Source organism: Marivita sp. S2033 (assembly GCF_046592965.1).
Classification (GTDB): Bacteria; Pseudomonadota; Alphaproteobacteria; order Rhodobacterales; family Rhodobacteraceae; genus Marivita.
The window spans coordinates 315,400-336,230 of record NZ_JBISBV010000002.1 but is presented as its reverse complement, the minus strand read 5'-3'; the positions used below and the strand labels follow the sequence as shown (position 1 = coordinate 336,230).

General features: G+C 61.4%; 23 protein-coding genes. 13 read left to right on the top strand and 10 right to left on the bottom strand.

Annotation, left to right across the window (positions count from 1 at the left end):
* Positions 1 to 6 precede the first annotated feature (6 nt).
* Together ACGKZZ_RS05805 and dctP are read right to left on the bottom strand one after the other, a co-directional pair.
* Positions 7 to 504: a TRAP transporter small permease gene (locus ACGKZZ_RS05805; RefSeq protein WP_411222536.1), complete on the bottom strand. Its 498-nt coding sequence runs from the start codon at positions 502 to 504 to the stop codon at positions 7 to 9.
* A 67-nt stretch (positions 505 to 571) separates the two neighbouring features.
* Positions 572 to 1,231, bottom strand: coding sequence for a TRAP transporter substrate-binding protein DctP (dctP, locus tag ACGKZZ_RS05800; protein ID WP_411222535.1), 660 nt, complete (start codon positions 1,229 to 1,231; stop codon positions 572 to 574).
* On the opposite strand from dctP, the gene ACGKZZ_RS05795 reads away from it, so the two are divergent.
* A complete protein-coding gene (locus ACGKZZ_RS05795; RefSeq protein WP_411222533.1) occupies positions 1,208 to 1,804 on the top strand; it encodes a substrate-binding domain-containing protein in 597 nt (198 codons plus the stop codon). The two genes, dctP and ACGKZZ_RS05795, sit on opposite strands and share 24 nt — an antisense overlap.
* Here the strand turns inward: ACGKZZ_RS05795 and ACGKZZ_RS05790 are convergent.
* Positions 1,739 to 2,698, bottom strand: coding sequence for a LysR family transcriptional regulator (locus tag ACGKZZ_RS05790; RefSeq protein WP_411222532.1), 960 nt, complete (start codon positions 2,696 to 2,698; stop codon positions 1,739 to 1,741). The genes ACGKZZ_RS05795 and ACGKZZ_RS05790 overlap by 66 nt on opposite strands.
* A gap of 105 nt (positions 2,699 to 2,803) precedes the next feature.
* On the opposite strand from ACGKZZ_RS05790, the gene ACGKZZ_RS05785 reads away from it, so the two are divergent.
* From ACGKZZ_RS05785 to ACGKZZ_RS05775, 3 genes are all read left to right on the top strand, one after another.
* Positions 2,804 to 3,826 (top strand): D-cysteine desulfhydrase, encoded by a 1,023-nt coding sequence (locus tag ACGKZZ_RS05785; RefSeq protein WP_411222531.1) that lies wholly within the window; start codon positions 2,804 to 2,806, stop codon positions 3,824 to 3,826.
* Between the two features lie 68 nt (positions 3,827 to 3,894).
* On the top strand, positions 3,895 to 4,929 hold the full coding sequence (locus tag ACGKZZ_RS05780) for a YeiH family protein (protein ID WP_411222530.1): 1,035 nt from the start codon (positions 3,895 to 3,897) through the stop codon (positions 4,927 to 4,929).
* A 98-nt stretch (positions 4,930 to 5,027) separates the two neighbouring features.
* Positions 5,028 to 5,576 (top strand): helix-turn-helix transcriptional regulator, encoded by a 549-nt coding sequence (locus ACGKZZ_RS05775; protein WP_411222529.1) that lies wholly within the window; start codon positions 5,028 to 5,030, stop codon positions 5,574 to 5,576.
* A 24-nt stretch (positions 5,577 to 5,600) separates the two neighbouring features.
* Here ACGKZZ_RS05775 and ACGKZZ_RS05770 read toward each other — a convergent pair whose 3' ends face one another.
* From ACGKZZ_RS05770 to ACGKZZ_RS05740, 7 genes are all read right to left on the bottom strand, one after another.
* Positions 5,601 to 7,358: a pilus assembly protein TadG-related protein gene (locus ACGKZZ_RS05770; RefSeq protein ID WP_411222528.1), complete on the bottom strand. Its 1,758-nt coding sequence runs from the start codon at positions 7,356 to 7,358 to the stop codon at positions 5,601 to 5,603.
* 4 nt (positions 7,359 to 7,362) lie between these two features.
* Positions 7,363 to 7,791: a TadE/TadG family type IV pilus assembly protein gene (locus ACGKZZ_RS05765; protein WP_411222527.1), complete on the bottom strand. Its 429-nt coding sequence runs from the start codon at positions 7,789 to 7,791 to the stop codon at positions 7,363 to 7,365.
* A 5-nt stretch (positions 7,792 to 7,796) separates the two neighbouring features.
* Positions 7,797 to 8,768, bottom strand: coding sequence for a type II secretion system F family protein (locus ACGKZZ_RS05760; protein ID WP_411222526.1), 972 nt, complete (start codon positions 8,766 to 8,768; stop codon positions 7,797 to 7,799).
* The gene (locus ACGKZZ_RS05755) at positions 8,761 to 9,699 is read right to left on the bottom strand and encodes a type II secretion system F family protein (RefSeq protein ID WP_411222525.1); all 939 of its coding nucleotides are present in this window, start codon (positions 9,697 to 9,699) and stop codon (positions 8,761 to 8,763) included. Before ACGKZZ_RS05755 ends, ACGKZZ_RS05760 begins: the two co-directional genes overlap by 8 nt.
* Positions 9,696 to 11,267 carry a CpaF family protein gene (locus tag ACGKZZ_RS05750; RefSeq protein WP_411222524.1) on the bottom strand — a complete coding sequence of 524 codons (1,572 nt, stop codon included), beginning with the start codon at positions 11,265 to 11,267 and terminating at the stop codon, positions 9,696 to 9,698. The genes ACGKZZ_RS05755 and ACGKZZ_RS05750 overlap by 4 nt, the downstream gene beginning before the upstream one ends.
* Positions 11,264 to 12,475, bottom strand: coding sequence for a CpaE family protein (locus ACGKZZ_RS05745; RefSeq protein ID WP_411222523.1), 1,212 nt, complete (start codon positions 12,473 to 12,475; stop codon positions 11,264 to 11,266). The genes ACGKZZ_RS05750 and ACGKZZ_RS05745 overlap by 4 nt, the downstream gene beginning before the upstream one ends.
* Positions 12,476 to 12,549: 74 nt before the next feature.
* Positions 12,550 to 12,756: a Flp family type IVb pilin gene (locus ACGKZZ_RS05740; RefSeq protein ID WP_411222522.1), complete on the bottom strand. Its 207-nt coding sequence runs from the start codon at positions 12,754 to 12,756 to the stop codon at positions 12,550 to 12,552.
* Between the two features lie 346 nt (positions 12,757 to 13,102).
* Here ACGKZZ_RS05740 and ACGKZZ_RS05735 point away from each other — a divergent pair, with 346 nt between their 5' ends.
* From ACGKZZ_RS05735 to ACGKZZ_RS05695, 9 genes are all read left to right on the top strand, one after another.
* Entirely contained in the window at positions 13,103 to 13,633 is a 531-nt protein-coding gene (locus tag ACGKZZ_RS05735; protein ID WP_411222521.1) for a TRAP transporter small permease subunit, read from the top strand.
* Positions 13,634 to 13,687: 54 nt separating this feature from the next.
* Positions 13,688 to 14,746, top strand: a complete 1,059-nt coding sequence (locus ACGKZZ_RS05730; RefSeq protein WP_411222520.1) for a TRAP transporter substrate-binding protein — start codon at positions 13,688 to 13,690, stop codon at positions 14,744 to 14,746.
* A gap of 104 nt (positions 14,747 to 14,850) precedes the next feature.
* A complete protein-coding gene (locus tag ACGKZZ_RS05725; protein WP_411222519.1) occupies positions 14,851 to 16,158 on the top strand; it encodes a TRAP transporter large permease in 1,308 nt (435 codons plus the stop codon).
* A 318-nt stretch (positions 16,159 to 16,476) separates the two neighbouring features.
* On the top strand, positions 16,477 to 17,103 hold the full coding sequence (locus ACGKZZ_RS05720) for a glutathione S-transferase family protein (RefSeq protein ID WP_411222518.1): 627 nt from the start codon (positions 16,477 to 16,479) through the stop codon (positions 17,101 to 17,103).
* Positions 17,100 to 18,050: a DUF5996 family protein gene (locus ACGKZZ_RS05715; protein ID WP_411222516.1), complete on the top strand. Its 951-nt coding sequence runs from the start codon at positions 17,100 to 17,102 to the stop codon at positions 18,048 to 18,050. The genes ACGKZZ_RS05720 and ACGKZZ_RS05715 overlap by 4 nt, the downstream gene beginning before the upstream one ends.
* Positions 18,051 to 18,297: 247 nt before the next feature.
* Positions 18,298 to 19,230 (top strand): VOC family protein, encoded by a 933-nt coding sequence (locus ACGKZZ_RS05710; protein WP_411222730.1) that lies wholly within the window; start codon positions 18,298 to 18,300, stop codon positions 19,228 to 19,230.
* 77 nt (positions 19,231 to 19,307) lie between these two features.
* Positions 19,308 to 19,718, top strand: a complete 411-nt coding sequence (locus tag ACGKZZ_RS05705; protein WP_411222515.1) for a DoxX family protein — start codon at positions 19,308 to 19,310, stop codon at positions 19,716 to 19,718.
* A 45-nt stretch (positions 19,719 to 19,763) separates the two neighbouring features.
* Positions 19,764 to 20,354 carry an NAD(P)H:quinone oxidoreductase gene (gene wrbA, locus ACGKZZ_RS05700; RefSeq protein ID WP_411222514.1) on the top strand — a complete coding sequence of 197 codons (591 nt, stop codon included), beginning with the start codon at positions 19,764 to 19,766 and terminating at the stop codon, positions 20,352 to 20,354.
* Positions 20,355 to 20,502: 148 nt separating this feature from the next.
* Positions 20,503 to 20,796 carry a GNAT family N-acetyltransferase gene (locus ACGKZZ_RS05695; RefSeq protein ID WP_411222513.1) on the top strand — a complete coding sequence of 98 codons (294 nt, stop codon included), beginning with the start codon at positions 20,503 to 20,505 and terminating at the stop codon, positions 20,794 to 20,796.
* The last annotated feature ends 35 nt before the right edge of the window (positions 20,797 to 20,831 follow it).

The window sequence follows — 20,831 nt, the reverse complement described above, 5'->3', positions numbered from 1 at the left end:
GGCTCCTTATTCGGCTGGCGTGCGGATCAATCTGATCAGCCGCAGGAAGGCGTAAAAGGTGAAGAGAAGAAGCGCCAAGGCACCCGGCGCCCAGAACAGATAGCGCGGCCAGTGCAGGATCTCGGAGGCGGCACCCGAGTTGAACGACCGGATCGTCGCGCTGACACCGGCGTAGGAAAAGAAGCCACCGACGCCCAGCATCAGGAGGTAGTTGATGATCGCCACGACCTTGCGGGCACCGGCCGACAAAAGATCGGTGGCCATCGACACCTTGGGATAGGCGTCTTCGCGCATGGCATAGGCAAGCCCGGCAAACGCGACAGGAAACAGCAAGAGCGCGGTGGCTTCGGTCACCATGCGGTCAGGCGCGCCCAGCGCGTAGCGCACAAACACCCCGTACGAGATCCAGAGCATCTGGATCAGCACGATGATCGCTCCGGCACCGGCCATCCACAAAACAAGCCGCTCGACCACATGGATCAGGCGATCCAGTCCATCAGTCATGACGCACCTCGTGATTTTTGATGAAGGAAAGTGGAATGCCCGCCACTGACGACGGGCACCCAGACGCTCAATTGGCGTGTTCGGCCATCAGCGCACGGAAGGCATCGGCCCGTTCGGGACCGCAGGCGTTGTCGACCTCGGTTTTCCACTGTTCGGACACGCTGCCGATCAATTCGGCGGTCTTTTCCGGGCTGAGCGTCACTTCGGTGCCGCCTTCTTCGACAGCCGCTGCAACCTGTTCGTCCACCCACTGCTCATAATGCGGCTGAAGCCATGCTTCGGTTTCGGCGGCCGCCTCGGTGACCGCTGCCTGCTCCTCGGGTGTCAGGCTGTCGAACTTGTCCTTGTTCATCATGTAGATGATATTGCCGTAAAACAGATTGGCGTTAACCATGTAGGGCATGACCGACCACAGCTTCCACGAGCTATAGGTGGCAACGCCCATGTTGATGCCATCGACAACACCACGCTCGGCCGATTGAAACACCTCTTTGGGTGCAACGAACACGGGCTGACCGCCCCAAGTCTCGATCATCATGCTGACCAGCGGACCGATGGAGCGCACAAGCTTGCCGTCAAGATTGCCCAGATCCTCGATCTCGCCGTCGAACCACCATTCCTGATCGTAGGAATAGTTGGAATTCAGCAGCGCCAATCCATCCGCGCCGAGGAACGCGGCACCACCGCGTTTCAGCGCTTTGCCGTGCTGCACACGATTTCGGTGCATTATCTCTCGGCGCGCATCGCAGAGCTTGAGGATGACATTCCCGGACTTCGGGTGCGCGTCTATTCCGACAACCTGCGCGTCTGTTGCCAGTTTTTGCAGGAAGGTACCTGCGATTTCCTGCTTTATTACCGCCACAAGGATGTCATGCCGGTATTCGATGAACGCCAGTTCGAACGCAAGGATATCGGGACCGAACAACTGATACCGGTCGCCGCAACCGACGTGGCGCAGGCACAGGGGTGGGATCTGTCCGCGCAGAACGGAGACGACATTCCCTATCTCGGATATGATCCGGCGAGCCTTCTCGGCACCGTCGTCGACCAGACCATCGGCACGCGCAAACCCAGGCTGGCGCTGTGTTACATGGATGCGCTGGTCGAAGCCCTCAAGCGGCGTGCCCTCTATGGCAGCGGAGTCGCCTGGCTTCCCGAAGGATCGGTCGCCGGGGAAATCGCGCAGGGATTGCTGGTTCCGGTCGGCGGCAAAGAATGGCAAGCCACGCTGACGCTATCCCTCTTTTGCTCGGTCGACCGGCTCGACCGCGTCGGCAAGGCGGTCTGGGACGCTCTCTGACGCCGCATCCGGGTAAAGTCGGTGCAGCACGTCCTGCCGGATCTGCTGGATATGCGGGCGGCGCGGCTCTGGCAGCCAGATCATCACCAGCTCCAGCGCGCCAGACGGCAGGACATCGTCCAGCAGGCACAGTTCGCCCCGCTCCAGCGCCTCTTTCACCAGCGACTTCGGCAGCCACGCAACACCGATCCCACTCAGCGCATAGCGATAGGCCGCAAGCGTCAGGGCCGTTTCCGCCTTGGCTTCGGTCACACTTCCCGCCGGCAATCGCGGCGCGAGGGTTTGCGAAAAAAACCGCCCCAGAAACACCTCGGCCGGATAGCTGACAATCGGGATTACCGCGCCTCTTGCCGCATCGCGCAACGCCGGGATGCAAACCGGCACAAGCCATTCGCTGTCCAGCGTCACGCTTTCGAACGCGCGCGGGATCGCGGCGGTCGGCATGTCGGCGGATTCATACATCAGCGCGAAATCGACCGCACCCGACAGCAGCATCATCAGGCACTCGTCCCGGTTGCCCGACCGCACCCGCACCGACACGTCCTGCTGCGCGGTCAACGCCGCCACGATGCGCGGTGACACGGTGTCGGTGATCGCGTGCTGACAGGCAAAGGCCACGGTGCTGCCGGTTCCGCTTGCGGAATTGCGCAAACCCGCGCGCAGGCTCTCAAGCCGTGCGGCGGTATCGCGCAATTGCGGCTCAAGCGCGCGGATGGCGGGCAAGACCTCGATCGGCTTGCGACTGCGGTCAAACAACTCCGCACCGATGCTGTCCTCGATCATGCGGATGCGCCGGGTGAAGGCCGATTGGGTCAAAAACCGCCGGTCGGCGGCGCGCGCCAGCGATCCGGTGTCCATGACCGCCAATATGTCGTTGATCCATTCAAGCCGCATAACGCCCCCAACTTGCACGTTTTGCATTATGGGGCGCTTATTACGCAATATCAATCCAGAGTAACCCGGTGTAACTGTCCCTCATGTCAATTTGAGGAGATTCCCATGCACCTTGCCCGCTTTCCCCGCCGCTTCATCGCTCACCTGCCCACACCGCTTGAGCGCCTCGACCGCCTGACCAAGGAACTCGGCGGACCCGAGATCTGGATCAAGCGTGACGATTGCACCGGCCTCAGCTCTGGCGGCAACAAGACCCGCAAGCTGGAATTCCTGATGGCCGAAGCCGAGCTTGAAGGCGCCGACATGGTGATGACCCAGGGCGCGACCCAGTCCAACCACGCCCGCCAGACCGCGGCCTTCGCCGCCAAGCTGGGCATGGATTGCCACATCCTGCTCGAAGATCGCACCGGGTCGGACGATGCCAACTACAACAACAACGGCAACGTGCTGCTCGATCACCTGCACGGCGCGACGACCGAAAAGCGCCCCGGCGGCGGTGACATGAACGCCGAAATGGAAAAGGTCGCCGACAAGCTGCGCGCCGATGGCCGCAAGGTTTACACCATTCCCGGCGGCGGCTCGAACCCGACGGGTGCCTTGGGCTATGTGAACTGCGCCTTCGAGATGCTGGCACAGGTCAACAACAGCGGCACCAAGATCGACCACATCGTGCACGCCACCGGCAGCGCCGGCACACAGGCGGGCCTGATCGTCGGCCTCAAGGCGATGAATGCGCAAATCCCGCTCCTCGGCATCGGCGTGCGCGCCCCCAAGGCCAAGCAGGAAGAAAACGTCTACAACCTTGCCGTCAAGACCGCCGAAAAGCTCGGCTGCCCCGGCGTGGTCGCGCGGGAAGACGTGGTGGCGAACACCGATTATGTCGGCGAAGGCTATGGCATCCCGACCGAAAGCGGCATGGACGCGATCAAGATGTTTGCCGAACTGGAAAGCATCCTGCTTGATCCGGTCTATTCTGCCAAGGGCGCTGCCGGTTTCATTGATCTGATCCGCAAGGGTCATTTCAAGAAAGGCGAGCGTGTCATCTTCCTGCACACAGGCGGATCGGCCGCGCTCTTCGGCTATACCAAGGCGTTCGACTTTTCCGACCGCTGGACCAACCCCGCCTGACGATGTGGCGCGGCCCGATCCCACGCTCGGGCCGCGATCTCTGACGACCTGGACTGCCAAGAGGGCATATGACACCGCCAAACGCCTCCGCTCTCGCCGCGCGCCTGCGCCTGCCGAACAATCTCAAATCGCTGCTGCCGGGCTTTGCCGTATCGGTGGTGATCGCCATCACGGCGCAATTCCTGTCCGAACATTACGGCGCACCGGCGATGCTGATGGCGCTGCTGTTGGGCATCGCGTTCCACTTTCTGGCCGAAGAAGGCCGCTGCGTCGCAGGCATCAACGTGACCTCGCGCACCGTCCTGCGGTTCGGTGTGGCGCTGCTGGGCGCACGGATCAGCGTCGATCTGCTGATCGGCCTCGGCGCGCCATTGATTGCGCTGACGATCGCCGGTGTCGTCCTGACGATCCTGTTCGGCATTCTGGGCGCACAGCTCTTGGGCCGGGGTTGGCGCTTCGCGCTGCTCACCGGCGGCTCTGTCGCGATTTGCGGCGCCTCGGCGGCGATGGCGATTGCCGCCGTGCTTCCCAAGAACGAACATTCCGAAAAGAACCTGATTTTCACCGTGCTCGCGGTCACCGTGCTGTCGACGCTGGCGATGATCGCCTATCCTGTCATCACGTCCCTCCTTGGCCTTGATCCGCTGGCAACGGGTGTGTTCCTCGGCGGCACCATCCACGACGTCGCGCAAGTGGTCGGCGCGGGCTTCTCGGTGTCCGAGGAAACCGGCGAGACGGCAACTCTGGTGAAGCTGATCCGCGTGACCATGCTTGCCCCCGTGGTTTTGTGCTTTTCGCTGGTGATCCGCGCCAAGGGCGAAGCGGATGCGACGGGCGACGAGCGCCCGCCGCTGATCCCGAGCTTCGTACTGGCATTTCTCGCGCTGGCGACGATCAACTCCATCGGGCTGGTGCCTGCAATCGTTTCGGAGTTCCTCGGCGACGTGTCCCGCTGGGCGCTTCTTGTCGCCATCGCCGCGGTCGGCATGAAGACATCCTTGCGCTCCATTCTGGACGTTGGTGGACAGGCGATCGTGCTGATCGTGGCTGAAACCGTCTTTCTCGCCGCCTTTATCCTGATCGGGCTTCACTTTCTGGCGTGACCGCCAAAAGATAAAGATAAGTGAAATTTGCGACTTATTGCTGCCATAAAATCCCGGAACATACAGAGCGAGGGTAAAACACAAAAAAGGAGCTATCCATGGCACGTCTTTGGGTATGGGGAACGGCGCTGGTGACACTGGTTGCCGCGTTGAAAACATTTCTGGTCGTTCATATCGCGCTGGCGAACACGCTCGACTGGGCAATGATCTCTGCGATCTTCGCCTCCTTTTTCGGTCTGACCGCAATCGTTGCCTATGTCAGCTTCATCCAGTTGCGAAAGCACATGGACCGGCAGCGCAAGCAGAAAGTGACGCCGCACGCGGGCGAACAAATCGCCAAGGAAACCGTGATCGTTCAAAATGCGAACCTTTGGGGATTGTCCAAGGCAGAAGCCGATGTCGCCATCTTTGTGGTCAAGGGGTTCTCGAACGCCGAAATCGCGGAAATGCGCAATTGTGCCATCGCAACGGTCAAATCGCAGCTTGGCAAAATCTATCACAAGTCCGGATTGAAAAGCCGCTACCAACTGATCGCCTTTGTCACCGATGAAGTGTGCACGATGGCGACCGAGGAACCGACGGCACCAACCCGGAAGGACACGCAGAACATCTTGCCGCTTGCCGGCCGCTCGCAGTCTGCTGCCTGACGGCATTCGCGCAGGCGCGCTCGATCATCTGACCAGCCTGATGGGCTCGCAATGGTGCCCCGTCAGTGTCAACTCCCCGACACCCAGATTCAATCCGATCGTCTGCAAGGTGGCGTCAAGCACGCTATCGACCGGAGCGGCAAGGCGTGACACCAAGAGATCCGGCAATGTCCGCAGCACACCCGCAACAATCGGCGCCGCCAGCCCGGACACCAGCCCACCCTGCCCCGGCTTCACCCGCAGTTCTGTATTGTCCTTGGAAAACAGCCCGTTCACAGCAGAGGTCAGTACCTCGCCGGAGCCGAAGGTCTTGGTGGTACGACCGATCTGCACGTCTTCGTGCGTGAAGCGGATCGTCTCGGTTTGCGATGAACCGACGGTCACGCGCGAGCGCACCTGAATGATGACGCCGGGAATTCTGATGTCCGGCAAGAGCAGCCCTGTGGCGACAACGATATCGAGCGTCAGGAGATCGGCAAACTGAAGTTCCGACGGATCAACCGGCCCCGCATGATCGGGCAAGGAACCGAGGTAAAGCGCGGCCACGGATGTTCCGTTTGCCGGGTGCAGCGGCGTGGCGCTGGTGGAGAACGACGCCGCCGGATTTTCAGGGTCGGACGCATCGCAGGTGATGCTCTCGAGCGTTGCGGTTGAGCCGGCAATTTCCGTGTAGATCGGAAGATTGACGCTTGCGACGTCCAGCCCGATCCCGAGATGTCCAAGAAGGTTCGGAGCGATCGCAAGTTCCGTTTGCAGTCGAACAGCCGCGCGGTGCAACTCCGCACCCTCCTCGCCCAAACCGATCCAGCCCGACCGTGCCGCAGGTTCCCCGGCCGTGACGCTGGTGCGCAGCGACAAGAGGTTCGGCGCACTGATGCTGGCGTCCAGCTCAAGGGCGCCACCCGCGGTTTGCGCACTGACCAGCGCCTTGATGACATCCAGCGCCGAGATCTCGACCCCGGCCAGAAAGTCGGTTGCGGTGAGACCAAGATCGGTATCGATTCCGCCAATGAGCGAGCTGACATCGAACGAGGCGCTGCCTGCTGCGCTTTGCAGCCCGGTCAGCGTGGCCGCCACACCTTCCGGCAAGGCCGATTGCAGGCTTTGGATCAGTTCACCGGCTGATACCGTGGCGTTGAGGATCTCGGCCGGGTTGTCACCCACACCGCCGATTTCGTCGGCAAGGATATCGAGCACATCGCCGAGATTGACAGACGTGTTCGCCAGGATGTTCAGATCACCGATCCCGATCGCAGCCGACACGCCGAACGTGTCTGTCAGCACATTGTTCAACGCCGCTCCGTCGATCTGTGCAATATGACTGTCGAGTGAAAAACTCGCGCCCCCTGTCCGGCTCGCCAGGGCCGATCTGGACAGACTCACATGGGTTTTTTCCGAAAAAACACGGGCGAAATGCAGCGCGGCATCGTCTTGCAACACAACACGCACCGCGTTCACCCCAGGGTCGTCAACCAAAAGCGCCGAGAATCGCTCGCTGGGCGGGATCGCCGGGTTGCGCAGGAAGCGTCCGGTTTGCAAATTCTCCAGCGCGCTTGCGTCGAGGTTGTTGCGTGACAAGACAAACCGCGCGCGCTCGGTTGCGACGGGCGGGACCGCCATCGCGCTGACGGCTGTCAGATCGCTCCTTGACTGCAATTGAGCACGCTCGCGATAGAGCGCCGCGACATCCACGCCAAGAGCGGTGAACCCCAGCAGCACGACCAGCAGCAACGACACGATGACCGCGACGGCCCCGTCGTCGTCTGCCCTGAAATTTGACATGTCTTCAATACGCAAGATATGCCCGCCCGTGAATGGTCTCGATGCCGAGCTTGAGAAAGCTGTTGGTGACGTCCAGCAACGTGCCGTCGACCGAATAGGACACTTCGACGGTGATGCCCGCAGGGTCAGAACCCTCGAATGTCACCGTCGGAACCAACCCGTCAGTCGTCAACAGGGGATAGCGCGTATGCGCTTCGGACAGATAGGTATTGACGAGCGTTGCGCGCTCTGCCTGATCCAGCCCCGCAACCGACGCACGGGCCGCACCCGACGCCAGTTGAAGCACCGAATGACTGACCCCCATGAAGTACCCAACCGTGATGATGCCAAGCAGAAGGGTGAACAGCAGAGGTCCGATCAGAACGAACTCGATCGCGACAGCACCTGATTGGTCCTTGTAGAACCGCCAGAAATTGTTCGGCAAATCCTTCATGTCGATCACCCTCCGGACATGATGTTGTCAAAAACGCTCAGCACGGCAGGCCCGATCAAAACGACAAAGACCGCAGGCATGATGCAAAAGATCAACGGCAGCGTCATGATGACCGGCAGACGGGCCGCCTTTTCCTCCACCGCGACCAGACGGTTGATCCGTTGTTCTTCGATCAGGGTCCGCATCGCGCGGGAAAACGGCGTGCCGTAGGTGTCGGACTGATCGAGGGTTTGGGTGAAGATCCCGATCTCGGGCAGAGGGACACGGGTGTTGAGCTTTTCGTAAGCGCCGCGCCGGTCATTCGTCATACCCATTTCGGAGACCATTTGAAGGATCTCCTGCGCCAATTCGGCATTCGTCAGCGCCAGTTCATTCGCCACACGGTGCAATGCCGGCTGCGGGCCAAGCCCGGCCTCGGACGAGATGACCAGCAGTTCGAGCATGTCGGGAAACCCCCGCCGGATCCGCGCCAGCCGGTTCTTGCGCTTCTTGCCGACGAACCAGTCAACGCCCTTGGAAATTATCAATGCGAGGCCAATGACCTTGGCCACAGGCAAGATCATGTCGATGCCGATGGGCTGGGTTGCGGCCACCCAGACCAGACCGAGGACGAGGGCAGCCACCGGCAGGACGGTTTTCACAAATGCATAGATGAGCAGCGCGTCGCGGCTGCGATATCCGGCCGAGGAGAGCAACGCCGCCGTCTCGCGCGCCTCGCCCCCCAAAAGGACCGACAGACGCTCTCCGATCTGCAAGGCGATGGTGCGAAGCTGTTTTACGACGTGCACGATAGCGCCGCTCTGCGACGGTTCCTTGAACGCGCGTTGCGCATGGCCCTTGCCGCTTGCCCGTATCAGACGCGCCGCCAGACGGGCCCGATTGCGGTCCGTTCGCAGCAGCGCCGCGATGCCCGAGATGGTCAGAACGAGGCCGCCAAAGGCAAGCCAGAACACGGATTGGAGCACCTGGTCAGACATCGAGCTTTCCCATCCGCGTCATCATGAACATCCCGAGCGCAATGCTGGAAACCGCGATCCCCGACATGATCTGCCCTCGCGGATCGGTGTAGAGCGGTGCCAGATATGCGCCGTTGAGAAACGCAACGGACAGTCCCACCGCGAATGGAAGTGCCGCGAGAATGGCCGCGCTTGCGCGCGCCTCGGATGACAGCGCACGCGCCTTCTTGCGCAGCTTGCGCCGCTCGCGCAGTTGATTGGCCAAAGCCTCCATCGTTTCGATCAGATTGCCGCCGGTTTCGGCTTGCAGCGACGTTGCCACGGAAAAGAAACTGATCTCTGCGGTCGGTATGCGTGCCTCGAGTCCGGCGAGCGTGTCGGGCAATGTCGTGCCCATGCACATCTCGTCCCGACACCGCGAAAACTCGCGCTGGACCGGCCCCTTTGAGGTGTCCACGACGATGCCAAGCGAATCCGAAATCGGTCGCCCGGCGCGCAATCCGCGCGCAAAGACATCCAGCGCCTCGGGCAATTGCTCTGTAAACGCTGCGCGATAGCGGGTCTTTGCGACACGGATAAACAGCGCCGCCGCGCCAAGCGGAACGATGACCGCCAGCGCAATGGCCAGAAGCGGCGTCATTCCCGCCAAGAGGACCAGGATCGAATACAGCGCCAGGATTCCAAGCGAGACCTGAACCAGCAACTCCACGACGTTGACCCGCAGATTTGTCTGCACCAACTGGCGCTCGATAAAGCGAATGATGCCGGCTTGGCCGTAAGTTGGCCGCGCCTTGCGTTTTGTCGCCACAGCAGCTTCGGGCTTGTCCGGGCGCAAGCGCATCAAACGGGCAACATGTCTGCGGCGTTGGCGATCCGCGAGCACCAGCAGGGCCAGAACCAGACCGATGAAAACCGCACTGAGCGCGGCAAAGAGGGCAAGCGTGAGCGTCATCGCCGGATCTCCAACACGGCGTCAAGCTCATCCGATACACCGTATTCGGCCGCCCGCGTCGCAAATTTCGGGCGGAACCCCGAGGCGCGGAAATCACCGATCACACGGGTGCGGGTGCTCGACGGATCGGTCTCGTAGGTGAACAGGTCCTGAAGCGTGATCGCGTCACCGGCAAGGCCCGCAATCTCGGAAATTGAGGTGATCCGGCGGCGTCCATCGCGCATCCGTGTCACCTGGATCACCAGATGCACCGCATCCACCAACTGACGACGCACAACATCCGCACCGGGCGCAAAGCCCGCCAGCGCGGCCATGCTCTCGACGCGTGTCAGGGCTTCGCGCGCCGAGTTGGCGTGCAACGTGCTCATCGAGCCGTCATGGCCGGTGTTCATCGCCTGCATCAGGTCCAGCACCTCGTCGCCGCGAATTTCGCCGATGATGATCCGGTCGGGACGCATGCGCAGCGCATTGCGCACGAGGGTCCGCATGGTCACCTCGCCCGTCCCTTCGACATTGGGGGGCCGCGTTTCAAACCGCACGACATGCGGCTGCTGAAACCGCAACTCCGCCGCGTCCTCGATCGTCACCAGCCGTTCGCCCGCCGGGATGAACTGCGACATCGCGTTCATCAGCGTGGTCTTGCCCGACCCCGTCCCGCCCGACACAAGGATGTTGAGCCGCAGAAACGCCGCCAATCCGAGAAAGGCCGCCATCTGCGACGTCATCGTGCCACCTTCGACCAACTGATCAAGGCTGATCGGCGCGCTGGGAAACTTGCGGATCGTGATCGTCGGCCCGTCGATCGCCAGGGGCGGAACCGCCACGTTGACGCGGCTGCCGTCCTTCAGGCGCGCATCCACCATTGGCTGGGATTCATCAATCCGCCGCCCGACTGCCGACACGATCCGGCTGGCCACGGCAAACACATGAGCGTCGTCGCGAAACCGGATGCCCGTCAGTTCAAGCTTTCCGGACCGTTCAACATAGATCTGATGTGGACCGTTGACCATGATGTCGGTCACACGCTCGTCTTTCAGCAACGCTTCGAGCGGCCCCAACCCCAGCATATCGGCCAGCACCGCAGTGACCAGATCGGCAACCTCGCGCCCGTTCAGGCGGAGTTTGCGGTCTTCGGACAGGGTGCGGATCGCCTCGTGGATCAGCTTTTCCTGCTCGGGTCTGGCTTGCTGTGCGAGATCGGAGAAATCGAGGATTTTGGAGAGATCCCGCACAACCTCATTGGCAAGCGTCATCATTTCGCGCGACAGTTCCGCCGTTGTCGCCTCCGCAAAGGATGTGGTCTCCAGTGAACCGTCCGAAGTCTTCGATCGTGCTGGCGCCGCCTCATCCCGAGCCGGAGCCTCCGACGAAAGCGCCCGTGTTGCCTGCGCGAGAATTTCTCGCTGCATCGCGAGCGGCCAGGGCAAGCCCGAGTTTTCAATGGCATAGGTGACGGCCACATTGGCGCGTTCCGACGCGCTCAGACCGTCAGCGTCGATCTTCCTGGCAATCGACAACACCAGCGGCAAGGCGTCCTCGATCGCGCTTTGTGAAAATTGCAGGGTCATGCGAAAAACCGTTTCAGCAATGGGCGCGCCGCAGGCTTGGCTGACGGTTTCGGGCTGGATTGAAGCGCCGACCAAATCACGCGAACGGCCTGCGCATATGGGCTGCGAGGGTAAAGTTCGATCAACGGGCGCGCGGCGCGATGGGCGCGGGCAAGCTGCGCGTCACAGCGTGGAAGCGTCGCCACGACCGGCAGGCCGATGGTCTTTTGCACGTCTTTCAGCGACAGGCCCGCGTCGCGGCGAATGTCGGACAAGACCGGAACGATCCTGAGATCGGGATTCTGCGCGGCCAACCGCTTGATGATCCGGCTCGCCGCATTCACTCCCGAAAACCCGGCCGGAATCACCAGCACCAAGGCATCGAACTGTTGCACGAGATCGTCATTCTGGATCATCGTTGCGCGCGGAACATCCGCGACAAGTGCGCCGAACTCCTTGCGCAATTGTGACACCAGACCACGCAATCCGCGTTCATAAGGCGCCGCATCCTGACCGATGCTGATCTGATTGGAATAAAGCGACAACCGCTCGGTGAGATGATCCATCGTCGCGGCGATGAACGTGTCATCAAGACGGTCGGGCGCCAAAAGCGCTTCGAACAGGCCATCGGTTTCTTCGCGATCCAGATCAATGGCTTGCGAGCCGAAGTGCAGATCCGCATCAAGCAGTGCCGTGCGCAAGTTCGCACCTTTGGCACCGGCGAGATGAAACGCAAGGTTCTGCGCCAGGAGGCTGGCACCGACCCCGCCGTTGCTGCCCATCACCGCAATCGAGGGAGATTTGCGGCGCTCGAGCGGCATCTGGACGATATTGTCTCTCATCGGTTCCTCCGGTCTGGCCGCCAGGATCTCGGCCGCGCTCACCGGAAAGCCGAAATACTCGAGCGCTCCGGCGCGGCGCAGGGCGCGGTAGGTCGCAAGGTCGGTCTGCTCGCCGACCACGATGACATTGACGCCGGTCCGGCAAATCTCGGTCACGCATTCGCACGCCATTTCGACGGGGATGTTGCCGATCTCGGCCAGCACAGTGGCCGCCTGCGGCGCACCGGAGCCAAGTCGCGCGGCACCGCTCAGACCGCCGCCATGCAGTGCCGACGTGGACCCGCCGCTTTGCTCGACCACGGCGCAAGCGACGGCCGCACCTTGGTCGGTGCAGACGTAAGCAAGGTATGGCGCAAGTTTTTGCGAGGCGGAGGAGTCAAATGGCATAATCCATCTCCTGTGAGCATAGAGAAGTCATGCCGGATGACTGAACACGTCAGGCACCCGGCAGTCGCGTGACATCAAGTGCCGCTCGTCTCTTCGGCTTTGAGCGCATCGCTCATCGTCTCGAAGCCGGTATTCGTTTGCTTGCCCAATGTCGCAACCGTGCCGACGATCACCGCACCAACCAGCGCTGCAAAGAGGCCGTATTCGATTGCGGTTGCGCCGTCCTCGTCTTTTGCAAAGGTCTTGGCGAAGGTTTTGAGTGCTGTGCGTGTCATGGTCATGTCTGTGTCTCTTTCCGTGGTTGAGGGCCGCAAGCGACCCGGGATGAGACAAGACTTGATGGACGTCGCATGATTTCGAAATCGTCCGATGGTCGCAAAGCCCATAAGACACACGTTGGGACGACGTGTTTCATACCAAGGTCGTACCGCTTTCCGCCGACTTTGTGACCGCAGTGTGGCGACCGATATCGCCTACACCCAAGGGTTGCGCCACACCCGACAAGACACGCGCGTCAGTGGGTTGGCGGCGCAATCGCCTATTGATGAAAAACAAGAAGAGGACTACCCATAACAGGCAGATGTCGCGCGGGGAGGCGCGTCGGAAGCGCGGGGAGGACAACACGCAATGCTGCATTGGACCGGTCGTGGTATCGACGCAATGTCGGAATTTCTTGGCTGGCTTGGCTGGATTCTCATCCTCTATTGCATGTGTTTCGGGATCACGGATGTCTTTCTGCGCTACGTGCTGAACGTGCCGTCAATGTGGATCGGAACATCGATTCAGGCCGCGATGGTGTTGATCGCCTGCGTCGGCGGGGCTTACGCTCTCAATCACGGCTCGTTCGTAAAGCTCGATCTGTTCTACGCCAATGCGAGCGCACGGACGCAGGCGATTCTCGACATTCTGACCGTTCCCTTCACTCTCCTGTTTCTGGGAGTGCTGATCTGGAAGGGCATCGACGCGGCGCTTCTTTCGATCAAGCTCAATCAGGTCACGCCAACCGGCGTTCCGATTCCGATTTACCCGATCAAAAGCATGATTCCGCTGGCGGCCATCGCGGTCCTGCTGGTCGTGCTCAAGCAATTGGCCATCGACATCCGCACTCTGGTCACGGGACAACCCGCGAGAGAGGCATTCGACGACGACACGCACTGACGAACAGTCAGGCAAGATATTGGAACGATGAAAACCTGTGGGAGGAAAAATATCGTGAGTAAACTAACCAACATTTTCCGGACGAGCTTTGTTTCGGTGAGCGCGCTGGCGCTCTCGGGGTCAATCGCTCTGGCGCAATCTGACGGACCACCCGAAGAGGTCACGGAATGGGTATTCCAGCCGGCATTCGACCAGACCGATGCGGGATGGGACAATGGCTTGATGCCCTGGGTCGAGGCCGTCGAGGAAGCCACTCAAGGCACTGTCAAAATCCGTGTCGAGCCTGCGGGCGCACTGACCAGCGGCTCCGAGGCGTTCAGCGCGGCGGTTGCAGGCCAGACCGATGGCTATGCCGGCTGGGCGACCGTCTATGGCGGCGAGATGCCGGAAGGCATGTTGGCGTTCGGCATGGCGATGGGCGCAACCACTCCGGAAGAGGCGTGGGAAGCGATGTGGGGCAGCGACGACTACCGCATCGGCGACATCGTTCAGGAGGCCGCGAATGCGCGCAACCTGCATTGGGTCGGTTGGTCCGATCAGGGCCCGAACGCCATGTTCACCACCTTCCCGATCAACCGGCTGGAAGACCTCGCCGGCAAGAAGATGCGCGCTGGCGGGCCGCAGGCGATCTTCCACTCCACGATGGGTGGAGCGCCGGTTTCGATGAATGCCGGTGAAATCTATACTGGGATCAAGCTGGGCACGATCGAGGGCACCTATTGGGATACAGGCGGCATCGACGACATGTCCTTCCAGGAAGTGATCCAGTACGCGAGCTTGCCGGGCTGGACCCCTGCGCAGCACCAGGAAATCTTCGTCAATCTTGAAAAGTGGAATGAGCTGACCGACTGGCAGCGCGAGCAAATCGAAGGCATCTTCGAATCCACCTATTTCGAGACCAGCAAGATGCATCTCGACGGCGTCGATCATGCCTTGCAGGTGCTGAGGGATTCCGGTGGCGAGGTGATCGAGATGTCGGACGAGGAAGTGGCGCGGATGCGGGAGAAATCCATCAACGAGATCTGGCCGCAAATCGCAGAGCTGTCATCAGGCAACGCCAAGGGTGTCGAGATCTGGACCCAGTTCCTGAAGGACAAGGGCTACATCGAATAATCGCATAGCGCCCTATCGCTGACTTGCCTGTCCCCGAACACCGGGGGCAGGTCACTATCCCGACAAAGACATTCCGAAACATTTCTTCACTGGCAGGGCATTCCATGAACTTGGAAACCATCACCGCACTTTATTTCCTCGTCCTGTTTCTCGTGCTTTTCATGGGACTGCCGGTGGCTTTCGGATTGGGCGGAACGGCCGTTCTATTCGCGATGATCTTCGAACCCCGCGCCCTGTTCGCGGTGCCCAGCGCCTTCTATTACACGCCGTGGAATTCGATCCTCGTCACCGTTCCGCTGTTCCTGTTCATGGGCAGCCTGATCCGATATTCCGGCATAGCCGAAATGGCCTATGACGCCGTCTACAAGCTGATCGGCCATGTCTATGGCGGTCTGGCGATGGGCACCGTGGTGGTGTGCACCATCTTCGCCGCAGTCACCGGAATCACGCCGCCGGCAACGATCACGATGGGCCAGATCGCCTACCCGTCCATGATGCGCTACAATTACCACCGCAAGATCGCCATCGGCGCGATCGCCTCGGGTGGTGCGTTGGGTGCGTTGATCCCGCCAAGCGTTCCCTTCATCTTTTACGGGCTGCTGGCAAAGGTCTCGATCGGGGATCTGTTTCTTGCCGGCATCGTACCGGGGCTGATGCTGGCCAGCTTTTACATCATCTATATCGGTGTCCGCTGCCGCCTCCAGCCCGAACTGGGCCCGGCCCTGCCGCCGGACGAGCATTTCAGCCGCAAGGAAAAGGCGCAGGCAGTGGTCAATATCTGGCCCTTCGCCCTGCTGATCTTCATTGTCCTCGGTGTGATCTGGGGCGGCATCGCCACCCCGGCCGAGGCCGCGGCGTTCGGCGCCACCGGCGCGGTCATCATCAACCTCGTCTACGGTCGCCTCAGCTGGAACGTCTTTCGCAACTCGATTTCCACGACACTCAAACTGACCGGAATGGGCCTCTGGATCCTGATCGGCGCCAACATCTATCTCAATGTCTTCAACACATTGGGAAGCCAGGATCTCCTGACCGAACTGGTCCTGTCCATGCCGGGCGGCACCACCGGGATCATGGCGATGATGATGCTGATCATCCTGATCCTCGGAATGGTCATGGACGACTGGGCAATCATCATGCTGTGCACGCCGCTGTTCATTCCCATCGTGGACAGTCTGGGCGTCGACAAATTGTGGTTCGGCGCATTGTTTGTCGTGAACATTCAGATCGCATATCTCACGCCGCCCTTCGGTTTTGTCCTGTTCTGGCTCAAAGGTGTCCTGCCGCGTAATGTCAGTTTCGGAGATGTCTATTCCTCTGTCGGACCATTCGTGGCGCTGCAACTTCTAGGATTGACGCTCATCTTCCTGTTCCCCGGAATCGCGACCGGGCTGCCCAACTACTTCAAGTAGATAGACTGTCAGAAGCATAGGCGGTCAGGCGGCAGCGCGGTGTCCCTCAGCGATCCCTTGCAGTCGCCGCATCGTCCGTGCGCTGACATTCGGAATGACAAACCCCGGTCCGGGTGACTGACGCAGCCGTCCGCATCTTTGCAAAGCGCGACAGACCGGAACCTTCCGTGGCACGGATCGTTGAGATTTGAGACCGTCTGCCGCGCACGCGCAGACGCATTTTATCCCGCAACGGGTTCTGGCGGTTCCGCATGACACGCAGCGCGGATCACACCCCGCTCTCTTGCGTACTGACACATGACCCAAGGAGACCACTTCATGACAACGCTTTACACGATGCCCGGAACCTGTTCGCTGTCGCCCAACATCGCCGTCGCCTGGCTCGACGCCCCGGTGGAAATCGAGGCGATGGCTTACGGAGATCACAAGAAGGACGACTATCTCGCGATCAATCCCAAGGGCAAGGTGCCTGCGGTCAAGTTCGATGACGGCGACGTGCTGACCGAAGCGTCGGCGATCCTGGCCTGGCTGGGCGCGACGCATGGCAAGGATGGCTATGCCCGCGACACCGAATTGGGGCGCAAGGAGGCCGAGGCGCTGTCTTACATGACATCCGAGGTCCACGCGGCCTATGGCGGCCATTTCGGACCGCAAAACCTCGCCGAAACAGAGGACGGTCAGGCCGAGGTCAAGCGCAAGACCTACGAAACGCTGGCCGGTCACTACACGCGACTGAACGATGTGCTCCGCGACAATGGCGGTGAATGGTATCTTGGCAGGCGGTCCTTTGCGGATACCTTCCTTTATGTGCTCTCGCGCTGGATCGAGCAGACGCCGATGACGATTGACGACTATCCCGCACTGAAGGATCACCGCGCCCGCATGGAAGCGGATGCAGGTGTGCAAAAGGCGCTGAAGCGTCAGAACATGGACCCGATCGGATGAGCAAGCCGCGCGCACGAACCGCCTGGCCGTCTCTGTCCTGGTCCGACTGGACAGAGACCTGCGCCGCGCTGCACCTGTGGGTGCAGATCATCGGCAAATACCGGCTAGCGCATACGCCGTGGGTCAATCACTCGTGGCACGCGACGCTCTACGTCACGCCACGCGGACTGACCAGTGGCCCGGTTCACGACGCTGGCGGCTGCATCACCGTCACCCTTGATCTCGTCGATCACCGCCTTGTTGCCGAGGCGGATAGCGGTGCGCGCGAGGCATTTGCGCTGCAAGCGATGAGCGTTTCGGAGTTTCACGACCTCACGCGCAAGGCCATCGAAGCCGTGGGCGGACGATTTGACATTCACGGCGCACCGAATGAGTTGCCCGACCCGGTGCCATTCGTGCAGGACACGGCGCAGCGGCCCTATGACGCCGCGGCGGTCGAACGTTTTCACGGCGCATTGCTGCGCATCGTCCCCGTGTTCGAGCATTTTCGCACAGGCTTCATCGGCAAGGTGTCGCCCGTGCACCTGTTCTGGGGCTCGTTCGATCTGGCCGTGACGCGCTTCTCCGGTCGAGAGGCTCCGCTGCATCCGGCCGGCATCCCGAACCTGCCAGACGATGTCGCACAGGAGGCCTATAGCCACGAGGTGTCGTCAGCCGGTTTCTGGCCCGGTGGAGGCGGCGTGGACGAGGCGATGTTCTATTCCTACGCCTATCCCGCGCCGGACGGGTTTGCGGATCAATCCGTGACCCCGGACACGGCAAGGTTCGATCAAGACCTCGGTGAATTTCTGCTGCCCTATGCGGATGTCAGCAAGAGCGACGACCCAGCCGCCACGTTGATGTCATTCCTGCAATCAACCTACGCCGCTGCGGCGAAAACCGGTGACTGGGACCGCTCTGCACTGGAGTGCGCATTGGGCAAACCCGGCGTTCCGCGCCCGATCTGACGCGCCGAACACCGCGCATTTCATCGCGCGCGCGCTTTCACCAACCACCTATCAGGGCTCAGGTCGACATCATTGGTGCTGAGCCCTGTGCCGACGTCACGGCTGCGGTGGAGCCTTCTCACTCTGGGTCGCTTCGAGCTTTATCATTGCACTGAACGCAATAGTGAATGCGAGATTATGCCTGTTCCGCTTAACAGCGCCGCCCCCTATCTTCGCATTCAAGCAACCAGTCATGAAGGAGCTTACCATGCTCACCCAGATCAAGGGCCTGCACCATGTCACGTCGATGGCGGCGGATGCGCAGGAGAACAACGATTTCTTCACCAAGCTGCTCGGAATGCGCCGCGTCAAGAAGACCGTCAATTTCGACGCGCCGGACGTCTATCACCTCTACTACGGCGACGGGTCCGGCACACCCGGCTCGGCGATGACCTACTTTCCCTTCCCCCATATCGTAAAAGGCCGGCGCGGAGCGGGCGAGGTGTCCGAGACCGCGTTTTCGGTTCCGGAAAACACGCTTGATTACTGGCGCGAACGCCTCTCCCTCGCTGGCGTCGGCGGTATCGAGGACGTGCAACACTTCGGAGAAAAGCGCTTGCGCTTTGAGGGGCCGGACGGCGACGGCTTTGCCCTGGTCGAGGTGGCGCACGACACGCGCGTGCCCTACTCGGATGGTCCGGTGCCGGCCGACAAGGGCATTCGCGGCTTTCGCGGCGTGACCATGCGGCTGCGTGATGGCGATGCGACGGCCCGCCTGCTGAGCTTCATGGGCTATCACGAGATCGCTCGCGAGGGCGCGCTGATCCGCATGGGCCTTGAGAACGGCAATGGCGCCGATATCGTTGATCTCGAAGTGCTTCCCGAGGCCGCGCAAGCCCGCGAAGGTGCTGGATCGGTCCATCACGTTGCCTTCGCGGTGGAGAACCGTGCGGCGCAGGCCGAGGTGCGCAAGGCGCTGATCGAGGCCGGCGCCCATGTCACGCCGGTCATCGACCGCGACTATTTCTGGGCCATCTACTTCCGCACTCCGGGCGGCATCCTGTTCGAGATCGCCACCAACGAGCCGGGCTTTGACCGCGATGAGGATCCGGCACATCTGGGCGAAGCGCTCAAACTGCCAGACCAGCACGCGCATCTGCGCCCGCATCTTGAGCAGACCCTGCCCGCCCTTGCCGACTGATCCAGCGATCCTCGTCCCTGCCGATGGCCGGGGCGAGGCAATGCCGGACGCGCACCCGATTCCAAAAGGACACTGCGATGAACACCGACACCCTTGAAACCACCTGGGCCCCGCGCATTCTGAGCGTGCTGCGGATCATGACCGCGTTGCTCTTTCTTGCGCACGGAACGGACAAGATCCTCGGCTTTCCCGATACCGGCCGGACGCCGGATGCCTTTACACTGGGCTGGACAGCCGGTGTGATCGAGCTTTTCACTGGCGCGCTTCTGACCCTGGGCCTGTTCACACGACCCGCCGCGTTCTTGGCGTCGGGCCTGGCAGCGGCGGCCTACTTCATCGGTCACGCACCGGCGAACTTCTTTCCGGTGATCAACCAGGGCGATGCGGCGATCCTCTACTGTTTCGTGTTTTTCTACATCGTCTTTGCCGGTCCCGGACCGTGGAGCCTTGATGCGTTGCGGAACACGCGGGCACGCAGCAACGTTTGACATGAAACCCGCCCTCGACCCAACCAACCTGAAGGGAGACCGACAATGACCGTCAAACTCGCGATCGTCTATTATTCCAGCTACGGCACCAACCACCAGATGGCATCCATCGCCGCAGAGGCGGCAGAGGCCGCCGGTGCCGAGGTGCGGCTGCTCAAGGCACCCGAGACCGCGCCAGATGCGGCGGTCAACAGCCAGGACGCCTGGAAAGCCCATGCAGAGTCGACAGCCGACATCCCCAACGCCACCGCCGAGGACATGGAATGGGCCAATGCCTACCTGATCTCGTGCGGCACCCGCTTCGGCGTCATGGCAAGCCAGATGCGCGCCTTCATCGACACGCTCGGCGGGGTCTGGGCCAAGGGCGGGCTGGCCAACAAGCCGGTCACGGCCATGACCTCGGCGCAGAACACGCATGGCGGGCAGGAATCCACGCTGTTGTCGCTCTACACCACGGTGATGCACTGGGGCGGCATCGTCGTCGCGCCAGGATATACCGACGAGGTGATCTTCAAGACCGGCGGCAATCCCTACGGCTACAGCCACACGCAGGGCGCCGAATTCAACGAGGATACAAAAGCCGCCATCGCCCATCAGGCACGGCGACTTGTCGAGATGGCGGAAAAACTGGCGTGACGCGCCACGATCATCGTTGCGACGGCGAACGCCCGAACGCGATTGGCGGTTGCCGTTCCGCACCATCACGGCACCGCCCGTCGGAATCGGCTCATGCGAAACCGCATTGCCGCGCGCGATCGAGCGAAACTTTGTAGAGGAGCAACCGATGGACGACACATTCGAAATCACCCGCGAGGAGACCGACAGCAAGGGGCGGTACGAACTCGTGGTGGACGGGCACACGGCCGAGATGACATATTCACGCGCCGGCGCCACGACCATCATCATCGATCACACCGGCGTGCCCGATGCCCTGCGCGGACGCGGTGCCGGACAGGCGCTGGTGCGCCGCGGCGTCGAGGATGCCCGCGCAGAGGGGCGCAAGATCGTTCCCCTCTGCCCGTTCGCCAAGGCGCAAATCGCAAGACATCCCGAATGGCAGGACGTGCTGAACGGCTGACCCCTCATCCCCTGCCCAACCTGAAAGGATCATCC